A 9,366-nucleotide genomic window follows, 5' to 3' on the forward strand; every position below is an offset into this window, starting at 1 on the left:
ATCTAAAAAGATGTAATGTGGGGTGATTTGTATTTCGGTAAGACTACTAAAATAGTATGATATCTGTAACTACTCTTCTATTATTTAGGACGGCTAACATTATGACAGATGAAAAATTACTCAACCATATTACTACAAATCCAAAAGTAATGGCTGGAAAACCGACAATTAAAGGCACACGCTTAACAGTCGAGTATATTCTTAATCTCCTTGCACACGGTGCTACAATAACAGAAATTCTGGAAGAATATGAAGGTTTAGTAGAAGCAGATATTCGAGCTTGTTTATTATTTGCATCTCGCTCTCTAGAAAGTACCAGTTTCATGCCTTTAATTGCGGAGATTGCTTAGATGCGATTTTTAGTAGATGAAAATACAGGTGTGACTGTCGCTCGCTGGTTACGTGAACAAGATTATGAAGTTTTCTCAGTTTATGAACAAGCACGGGGAATAGATGATGACACAATTATTCAAAAGGCCTTTGATGAAAATTGGATTTTGATTACTAGTGACAAAGATTTTGGCGAGAAAGTTTATCGGGATAAATACCCTCACCGGGGTGTGATTCTTCTGCGTTTAGAAAATGAACGTTCAGCAAATAAAATCTATATTTTACAACAGGTATTAGAGAAGCATAAGGAAAAGTTAGTAGATAGTTTTGTCGTAGTTACTGAAAATCAGATTAGATTTGCCAGATTAAAATAATTGCTGAGTCGGATATTTCGGATGTTTAAGATTATGGTGCGTTGCACTTTGGGACAACGCACCCTACTGGCTTGATCACCAAACAGGTAGTCATATTCGATTAATGACTCAAGAAAATGGTGAACATCATCCTGACTCTAAATCAAACGTTAAATTTTATTAAATTTGTAAGTTTAAAAACAAAAATGCTGTATGATAGTTTGAAAATGACAATTTAATTAATATAATTAATAATTAAATTATATGAAAGTACAAAAACAAATATTAGACTTTAGAAATAAAATTCTTCTCGGTGACAATCTATCTATTCTCAAACAAATAGAAAGTGATACTTTTGATTTAATCATCACTTCACCCCCATATTTTCAGCAACGTGATTATGGAAATGGTAATTTAGGTATAGGGAATGAAATAACGGAAGCAGAATATTTACAAAATATCTTAACGGTATTTGGGGAATGTGTGCGCGTTTTGAAAAAAACAGGAGCAATAGTTTTTAATTTGGGAGATAAATATATTAACGGTGGTTTATCTCTAATTCCTTATAAATTTGCCATTCAAGCTAGCCAAAATCAAAATATTTTTCTGATTAATCAAATTACATGGTCAAAACTAAATCCTACACCACGTCAAGATAAAAGAAAATTAATACAAGCTACAGAACCTTTTTTCATATTTGCCAAATCAAAAGATTATTACTTTAATATAGATAATTATTTACAACATTTAGATAGTTTTAATAAAAGTATTAAAAGTAAACCATCTGATAAATTAGGTAAAAAATATCTGGAATTAATTAAAAATTCTGATTTAAGCGAAGCACAAAAAAATCATGCTATTAAAGAATTAAATCAAGCTATTTTAGCAGTACATAATGGAGAAATTGAAGGATTTAGAATGAAAATTCATGGAATACATAAATTAGCCTATGGTGGACAAGAAGGAGGGAGAAATAACCAAATCAAAAACCATGGTTTTACTATTATTAGAATTTTAGGAAACACCATGAAAAAAGACATCATTGAAAGTCCGGTAGAAATTACTAAAAATAATCATCATCCAGCAGTTTATCCTTTATATATTATTCAGGAACTTATTAAATTGTTAACTAAAGAAGATGATTTTATTCTTGATCCTTTTTGTGGTAGTGGGACTAGTTGTGTAGGAGCTAGAAATTTAAATAGAAACTATTTAGGAATTGAAATTAATCCTGATTATGTAAATTTAGCTAATAACCGCATGGAACAACCTGATTCTCAACAACAGGAATTATTTATATGAAATATAATTATAAATGAATTGATTTTGAATATTAAAAGAGAAAGTGGTTTAGAAATTATTGCTAATGGTATTGTGAATACTTTAAAATATTACTTGCGTTTTATAGAAGATTATCATGAATTTATCAAAACATATACAGAAGAATTAGTAAAAGATGCTAGAAATTCAACGGAGGTAAAAGATTTTCATATTCAAGCTTGGGAGAAAATTTTACAACGATTAAATGAAATTTAATTCTCTCTATCATTGCGTTTTTTCAGCTTTTGTTGTAAAATCGAAGGAGTTTGCGCTTGTATTTCTTGAATCAAATTCTCTGATTCTGATATTTGCTTCCTAACCAAAACAATACAGATTTGGGATTTGAGAATTAGGAGTTTATTACTAGTTGTGCAATTTTGACACAATTAGCCGGATTTGTTGAAAAGAGTGTGTATTTATTGAGCAATTATTGGAAAATAGATTCTAGTGGGATTGGTGCTTTTGATGATGATAAAACCCAAGACTTTCTAGAAACCAATAAGGACGTATTGTACGCAATGGCAATTGGTAAATAAATAGGAAAATAACGGGAAATGACGAAAAAAGAATCTCAATTCCATGGTGATGATAAACATCCTATACAGCCAACATCAGCAGATATTATGCTTAGGCAACAATTGGAACATTCAATTAGTAAATACTTTTATGAAGGATGCGATCGCATTATTCATAATTTGTTGTCTAATTGTCGTTGGTATGCCACAACCCACGCTAGTATTTTGACTTTAGTAATTGAATGTCCCGACCAAGGTACTAACTGGCGAATTTTGCAACAAATTGTGCCTATGGCCAACGTTCTTTCTGGCATTGTTAGCAGTGCTAAAATTCGTATTTATCCTCCTGATAATCAAACTGTACCTTTTGAAATGAGAGTAGATGAATTACCAGTTTATCGTGATTGGATCTGATGTAATTTAGGATTTGAAATTTTTGATCAAACCATCATATTCTGGTGGATAACTGTAATTAGTTCAGCAAAAACTAAATCAGCAGAACGTCGAACCACAGGACTTAATTCCAGCCCCAAATCCAGATTTGCAGCTTCAATTAAATAAACTGTCACCTCTTGGGGAAAATCATCACCAAAGATTTTTCTCCCAGCCGCCAGAGCATGATCCCAACGAAAATTATGTAAGTTGTAACTAGGTTCGGGTAGCGCCTCTAATTCCTTCCCTGGGACTTTAAATATAGCACCTGCTTCTGAACCTGTGCAACTAGCATCAAGAATAATTAATTTTTCACTTCCTCTCGCTTGAAACATCACTTCCATTCCCGCAGTTCCACAGTCAAAAACGCGGATTTTGGGGTGAGGATTTTGGGCGAGATATTGCTGTAAACCTTGGGCAATAATTACGCCGACAGCATCATCACTGCGATTCAGATTACCACAACCAATGATAGTTAGCATGGGATATTTATCCTAACATGAATATTATCAATTTGGCACAAAAAATTAAAATTTATGGAAATTCTGACTACATCTTTAATCATTGACTTTATAGTGAATTTAGTAACCGTAATTCAGTGACAAAAATTTATCTTTATTTTTTCTGCGTTTATCTGTACTGGTTAGTCAAAAATCATTCTTACCCGTGATAGAATTGCTATATGCTAGTATTTCGTGAAACAGAGACTAAAGGTAGAGGTATATTTGCCCAGCAAGATTTTGCTAAAGGAGATTTAATTGAAAGAGCCGCTGTAATTGTTATTCCTAAACAGCAAGTTAAGTTAATTACTAAAACGGTGTTATTAAATTATTATTTTGGTTGGCATGAAGAAAGCGGAGCAATAGGTTTAGGTTTTGCTTCTCTTTTTAATCATTCTTATCATCCCAATGCTGTTTATATTAAGAATTTTGCTAAAAATATCATTGATATTATTGCTTATAAATATATTAGGAAAGGTCAGGAAATTACGATTAATTATAATGGACAGGTTGATGATATTTCTCCTGTGTGGTTTGATGTGGAGGAATAAGGTTCACGCAGAGGCGCTCCAGGCGCCGAGAGATGAAGAAATGAGCGGGTTATTGTTTAACTTTTATCCGTCTTGATCACTTCCTCAATTTACCAGCAACCGCCTGGGAATGAATTCCCAGTCTGATAACGAAAGTCGGCTCAAGCCGACTATATTTTTATGACGCTCTCCTAAAATTTCATCTTTGGCAACTGCCTGGGAATGAATTCCCAGTCTGATAACGAAAGTCGGCTCAAGCCGACTATGTTTTTACAACGCTCTCCCAAAATTTCATCTTTAGTCAGCTTTAGCTTACTTTTGCTATTAGCCTCAGAATTCATTCTGAGGCAGATCGTATTTATGGGAATATTAAATAGGAAAATATTTAATAAAGTAGGTTGGGTTAAGCAGAGCGCAACCCAACCTACTTTATTGTTTTTCTGGGTGGGAATTACCCACCCTATAAATCTATAAACTTACACCATGCTTTTGGGAAATTTCCACAAGTCGCTCATATTGATGTTGTGATGCTTTCGCTAAAATTGCATCAGCTTCTTCTGGATTAGTACCATCTTTAGGAATTAAATACTTAACATAAAGAGAAACAAAATCAACCACCGCAGCTAAACCTGTTAATTCGTGTTTATCAGCTTGTTTTCCGGCAATTACAGCCACCAAACCGGCTCTAATTGGGTCAGGTCTGACTTTCATAAATTGATCAACTAGTTGTTTGGAATAATCCGCTGGGGCTAAATTATTTAACTTACTTTGATCAGGTTTAAATTCTAATCCTGCGGCTGTTGACTGCTCCAACATACACCATTCTATAAATTCTTGCAGTGCAGCATCAGGAAGCTGGGGAAGATATTGATGTAGTTCTAAATTAGACACAATTAGTTACCAATTTTAGTATTTTCTAATTCCTAATTGATAATTCTTCATCTGATAATTAGGAATTATCAATTATTCCTTAAAATTCAGACTAACTCACGGATTTAGGAACTTTTGTACAGTAAATAACAATTATATAGAACCCTGACTTCTTGAAGAAGTCGGGGATCTGGATCATATAAATTAAGCTGTTCTAAACCGTGCCAATTCTTCACCAGTTTTTGCGTCATGGGCATGAACAGTACACACCAAACACGAATCAAAAGAACGGGCTACATGACCGACTTCTACCGGATCTTTAGGGTCTTGAATTGGCGTTCCTATTAATGCTTTTTCAATCGGTCCTAGTTCTCCCGCACCGTCACGGGGTCCAATATTCCAAGTACCGGGAGCGATAACTTGGTATTGTTTAATTTTGCCTTTTTCGATTTCTACCCAGTGACACAATGCACCTCTAGCAGCTTCCGTTGCACCCCAACCTTTACCATCTTTTTCTTCTGGTTTAATATACCAAGGATCGTTTAATTTAAACTCCCTTAAACACCGTTCAGCTTGACGATATAGTTTAACTATTTCGTGGACTCTTCCTAATTGTCTAACATGAACACTTGCACCTCCCATTTTCTTAAATGTATCCAGAATAAATGGGTCATAATGTTGCCAAGATTCTCCATGATTTCCACCTGCAACTAATTGACGTGCTAGGGGACCTGCTTCCAAACGTCCTAAGTCTTGGTGGAGGACTGCACTAGACCAAGAATATGCCCCATTAAAGTCTTTTTGGTTATTATTAATTGGTGTGGTTGTGCGATCGCTTGGATGCCAATCTTCTGTACCTTCATTATACCAAGAATGGGTTAAATTCTCACGAGCAAATGCTTGATTCATCAAGCTATGAGTATCAGTAAAACTATCATAAACACCGCTTTTCATAATCACAGCAGCGTTACGTCCTTCAATGGTGGGTTTATTGTATTTATCCTCATGGGGAATATAACCCCAAGTCACATATTTACCCACACCAGCACCATATCTATCCAAACCGATATCTAACCCCATTCTCCAATATAAACCCAAGTCAGATTCTCGATGTTTAACATCTTCATTTAACCACTTTTGAAAGTCCTCATAAGATTGAATTTCTTCATATCTTTCTAATGAACAACCTAACCAAACTGGTTCTAACCAATTAGTGCGGAAATATTCCAAAATTGCCCAGGCGCGGGTAATATCAGTTAAAGTTGGGGCGCACATTACTCCACCAGGCACCATATAACTGCTATGACAACAGGTGATATATTAAAAATGTTCCTGAGTAACTTATTTTTAAAGTAATTTTGCTCGGTAATAACATTTTATTTTCATCATTTTAGCTTTGATAAATAAGGGAATATTTAGGGAATGAGTGGACAAGATCAGGGGAATTGCGAGGGTATATATTCCACATCTACACAGGAATATGCAAATACAGACTCAAGCGACTGGTTCGCAGATATGTTTGCAGACTTTGATCCGCAGAACACTACAGACGGTAGCTATAGAGGAACAATGGCGAAAATAAAAGCAACAGAATTACAGTATCAAGCAGTTTTTGAACAGAAGTTAATTGAAGCTAATAGTAATTTAAAAAGGGAGAGAATTAAAGTTAGTATTAAACAAACTGGAAATTCTCTACAATTACGTGCTACGTTACCTTTAAAACCAGGGGATAGTAGTGTAGGTAAGGAAAAAAAACAGTATGATTTATCTCTAGGAATACCCGCAAATTTAGAAGGTTTAAAAACAGCCATTGAGGAAAGTTACGAATTAGGTAAATTAATTGCTCGTCATACTTTCCAATGGAATGAGAAATATTTAGGAATTAAATCAAGAGAGAAACAAGAGATTAAAACCATTGGGGAATTATTAGATACATTTGAGGAGAAATATTATCAAACTCGTCAGAAAACTATTACCAGTGAAAATACTTTTGCTAATTATATATCTGTAATTAAAAGAAACTTAACTCTCCCCCATTTAGCTACAAAAGAAAATTTTGAGGAAGTTATTAATTCATTTCAGGGTAATAAAAAAAATGAATTAATAGCGGTAACTTCCGTTTTTATAAAAACTTTTAATTTAGGATTTCAATTGGATGTAAAACGAGATCATGTCACTCCTGCTTATCGAGAAATACCCGATAATCAAAAAATTATATCTGGTTTTTACCTCTTTGAAAAATTTGCCCTCAACCGCAAAAATACAAACATTACTGATGAAATAGATACTTGGGAAATGTGGCGTTGGGTATATGGAATGTTAGCCACTTATGGGTTAAGACCAAGGGAATTATTTGTAGAACCGGATATTAATTGGTGGATGTCTGCCCAAAATATAGACCATACTTGGAAAGTGAATAAAAATACCAAAACTGGATATAGAGAAGTTATTCCCTTTGTGACTGAATGGATAGAATTATTTGATTTAAAAAATCCCAAACCATTAAATATTTTAAAAAGAAAAGTTGAAAAAATTGCATCTGTACAAAATATTAATTGGATGCGAAGAGATATATCCAGATGGTTTAGAAAAGTGGGAATTGAGTTTCAACCTTATGATTTACGTCATGCTTGTGCAATTCGAGCGCATCTTCAGGGAATAGCGATTAAAGCAGCAGCAGATAATTTAGGTCATACTGTTGATGAACATACAAAGACTTATCAAAGATGGTTTGGGATTGAAAATAGGAAAAAAGCCTTTGGTGAGGTAATTAGTCAAAGGTCGTTAATTGAGTTGCAGAAGAATGAAATTTTGGCGTTAAGGATGGAGAATGAAAGGTTGAAATTGGAGGTGGAAAAGTGGAAATTGTTGGGGAATAAGAATTTTAGATAAGTGGGAACAGCTTTACCAATAGGTTATAAGCTGCTCATGCTCGATTTCTGCCTTCATACTTATCAACCTCAATTTCTACCTTCAATACTCCCCTTCAGAGTTTTCCTCAAGGGAGAAATCAGTTTTGGGATTCGTACTCGTGCAACATCTCCTCAAAATATTGCATATGGCGATCGATTCCACACTCAATCGCTTTCATGAGGTCAGCAATCTTTACTGCATTCTCAGCATAACGAGTTAGCACTGGACGAATGGCATCGTGGAAATGTTCTACTTCTAGTTCTGCATGGAGTGCCAGCCATTTTGGTGGTTTCATTCCTCTGGCATCGAAATAAAACTTGAGAATGATCCGATTGCGTATTGCCACACAGAGTTCTCGCCCGCTCAGAGCTGCAACGGCTTCGTAGAAATTGTCCGTATCGTAGCCGAAGTCATCAAAAAACGATCGCCCATAGTATAAGCTAGCTGGACTTGGTTGAGATGCCGCGATCACAGCATCACTAACTCCAAGATCCTCTAGAAATTCTACGAACATTTCACTATGCCCATCCTGCAAGTCGGTGAATGTGTGGTCTGCTAACGCCATAATTACAGCTTTTTGGTCTGGATCTAAGCAGCTTTTTGCTTTGACAATGCACAACCCAAACCACTGATGCAGCCGATCCCTCCAATGGTGATATTGAAGGAAGGCATATTGCATGATAGACGGGGTAATGACTCCGTCTTTTAGCATATTGAAAAAGCGACTGCGATCGAGTGCTTCATGGCAATAATCGATTGCTTTAGTGCTAATCAACTCCATTTGCGCTTTAGCGATGGGCGGTAATTCAGTTTCTCGATCGAGTCGACTTGAGGTAGAAGCAATTGCCAATCTGCTGGACGAATTGATCATCATATTTTGTTTCTCTCTTCAACACTACTGTATTTCAGCTTAGGAAGCACAAAAGTATATGTCAATAATATTCAAGATAAAGTATTATACTTTTTATATATATAAACGGCTATTATGGAAATCCGGCATCTTCGTTACTTTATTGCTGTTGCTGAAAATCTGAGTTTTAGCCGAGCTGCTGAACAGTTGGGACTCGCTCAACCTCCCCTGACTCAACAAATCCAGGCATTAGAGGCAGAACTTGGAGTACAACTTTTCGATCGCAAAATTCGCCCGATTCAACTCACAAGGGCGGGACAAACGCTTCTGCAAGAAGCTCAAGCACTGCTCACACGGCTAGACTATGCTCTACAACTTTACCCACTGATTGATAAGCGTGGATTACTCCACCGTCGGTCATGAGTCCGCAGTGCTGAGGATTTTTCTTAATCCTGAATACCAATAAATCTCCCTCTTCTGGTGTGTCTGTGGGGGGTGCAATGTTTAATATTTAATTTATGCGAACTGCTTGCAGCAGCGCTTACGCTATCGCTACGGAGCGCTTCGCTATCGCTGATTTTAATGCTATAATTGATTTGTGATTTGAAATGACCAAAAATCTGGGATACAAGCCCCGTCCTTTTAGGACGGCTTTATTTTAAAATTTGGTTATAGTCGCCATAGGGCATTGGGAGACTTTAAACGGACATGGAGGGACGATAAGACCACTTGTGGCGTGTTCCAGTGAAGTGT

Annotated in this window: 10 protein-coding genes and 2 pseudogenes; 8 read left to right on the forward strand and 4 right to left on the reverse strand. The window is 35.7% G+C overall.

Annotated elements, in window-relative coordinates:
* Window positions 1-101: 101 nt before the first annotated feature.
* The 5 genes from ACIR310F_RS0113945 to ACIR310F_RS0113970 all read left to right on the forward strand — a co-directional run bounded on the left by ACIR310F_RS0113945 (window position 102) and on the right by ACIR310F_RS0113970 (window position 2,932).
* Window positions 102-350 (forward strand): DUF433 domain-containing protein, encoded by a 249-nt coding sequence (locus ACIR310F_RS0113945; protein ID WP_028084348.1) that lies wholly within the window; start codon window positions 102-104, stop codon window positions 348-350.
* Window positions 351-704, forward strand: a complete 354-nt coding sequence (locus ACIR310F_RS0113950; RefSeq protein WP_028084349.1) for a DUF5615 family PIN-like protein — start codon at window positions 351-353, stop codon at window positions 702-704.
* Window positions 705-947: 243 nt separating this feature from the next.
* Complete coding sequence (locus ACIR310F_RS0113955; RefSeq protein WP_028084350.1) at window positions 948-1,985, forward strand: DNA-methyltransferase; 1,038 nt, start codon at window positions 948-950, stop codon at window positions 1,983-1,985.
* 24 nt (window positions 1,986-2,009) lie between these two features.
* The gene (locus ACIR310F_RS0113960; protein WP_035368008.1) at window positions 2,010-2,219 is read left to right on the forward strand and encodes a hypothetical protein; all 210 of its coding nucleotides are present in this window, start codon (window positions 2,010-2,012) and stop codon (window positions 2,217-2,219) included.
* A 338-nt stretch (window positions 2,220-2,557) separates the two neighbouring features.
* Window positions 2,558-2,932, forward strand: coding sequence for a hypothetical protein (locus ACIR310F_RS0113970; protein ID WP_028084352.1), 375 nt, complete (start codon window positions 2,558-2,560; stop codon window positions 2,930-2,932).
* Between the two features lie 26 nt (window positions 2,933-2,958).
* Here the strand turns inward: ACIR310F_RS0113970 and ACIR310F_RS0113975 are convergent, their stop codons facing one another.
* A complete protein-coding gene (locus ACIR310F_RS0113975; RefSeq protein ID WP_028084353.1) occupies window positions 2,959-3,432 on the reverse strand; it encodes a hydrogenase maturation protease in 474 nt (157 codons plus the stop codon).
* 200 nt (window positions 3,433-3,632) lie between these two features.
* On the opposite strand from ACIR310F_RS0113975, the gene ACIR310F_RS0113980 reads away from it, so the two are divergent.
* A complete protein-coding gene (locus tag ACIR310F_RS0113980) occupies window positions 3,633-4,001 on the forward strand; it encodes an SET domain-containing protein (RefSeq protein WP_028084354.1) in 369 nt (122 codons plus the stop codon).
* 447 nt (window positions 4,002-4,448) lie between these two features.
* Here the strand turns inward: ACIR310F_RS0113980 and ACIR310F_RS0113990 are convergent, their stop codons facing one another.
* On the reverse strand, window positions 4,449-4,871 hold the full coding sequence (locus tag ACIR310F_RS0113990) for a hypothetical protein (protein WP_028084356.1): 423 nt from the start codon (window positions 4,869-4,871) through the stop codon (window positions 4,449-4,451).
* Between the two features lie 183 nt (window positions 4,872-5,054).
* A pseudogene (locus ACIR310F_RS22600) lies at window positions 5,055-6,155 on the reverse strand (nickel-dependent hydrogenase large subunit); the annotation flags it as partial.
* A gap of 117 nt (window positions 6,156-6,272) precedes the next feature.
* Here ACIR310F_RS22600 and ACIR310F_RS0114000 point away from each other — a divergent pair.
* Window positions 6,273-7,742 (forward strand): site-specific integrase, encoded by a 1,470-nt coding sequence (locus tag ACIR310F_RS0114000; protein WP_028084357.1) that lies wholly within the window; start codon window positions 6,273-6,275, stop codon window positions 7,740-7,742.
* A 118-nt stretch (window positions 7,743-7,860) separates the two neighbouring features.
* On the opposite strand, the gene ACIR310F_RS0114005 is transcribed toward ACIR310F_RS0114000, so the two are convergent.
* Window positions 7,861-8,637 carry an iron-containing redox enzyme family protein gene (locus ACIR310F_RS0114005; RefSeq protein WP_028084358.1) on the reverse strand — a complete coding sequence of 259 codons (777 nt, stop codon included), beginning with the start codon at window positions 8,635-8,637 and terminating at the stop codon, window positions 7,861-7,863.
* Window positions 8,638-8,748: 111 nt separating this feature from the next.
* On the opposite strand from ACIR310F_RS0114005, the pseudogene ACIR310F_RS27385 reads away from it, so the two are divergent.
* Window positions 8,749-8,991, forward strand: a pseudogene (locus ACIR310F_RS27385) (LysR family transcriptional regulator); the annotation flags it as partial.
* Window positions 8,992-9,366: the final 375 nt, after the last annotated feature.

Source organism: Dolichospermum circinale AWQC310F, from assembly GCF_000426925.1.
Taxonomy (GTDB): domain Bacteria; phylum Cyanobacteriota; class Cyanobacteriia; order Cyanobacteriales; family Nostocaceae; genus Dolichospermum; species Dolichospermum circinale.

Coding starts and splice junctions, on each gene's coding strand:
- ACIR310F_RS0113945 (WP_028084348.1), top strand. CDS start 102: ATGACAGATGAAAAATTACTCAACCATATTACTACAAATCCAAAAGTA.
- ACIR310F_RS0113950 (WP_028084349.1), top strand. CDS start 351: ATGCGATTTTTAGTAGATGAAAATACAGGTGTGACTGTCGCTCGCTGG.
- ACIR310F_RS0113955 (WP_028084350.1), top strand. CDS start 948: ATGAAAGTACAAAAACAAATATTAGACTTTAGAAATAAAATTCTTCTC.
- ACIR310F_RS0113970 (WP_028084352.1), top strand. CDS start 2,558: ATGACGAAAAAAGAATCTCAATTCCATGGTGATGATAAACATCCTATA.
- ACIR310F_RS0113975 (WP_028084353.1), bottom strand. CDS start 3,432: ATGCTAACTATCATTGGTTGTGGTAATCTGAATCGCAGTGATGATGCT.
- ACIR310F_RS0113980 (WP_028084354.1), top strand. CDS start 3,633: ATGCTAGTATTTCGTGAAACAGAGACTAAAGGTAGAGGTATATTTGCC.
- ACIR310F_RS0114000 (WP_028084357.1), top strand. CDS start 6,273: ATGAGTGGACAAGATCAGGGGAATTGCGAGGGTATATATTCCACATCT.
- ACIR310F_RS0114005 (WP_028084358.1), bottom strand. CDS start 8,637: ATGATGATCAATTCGTCCAGCAGATTGGCAATTGCTTCTACCTCAAGT.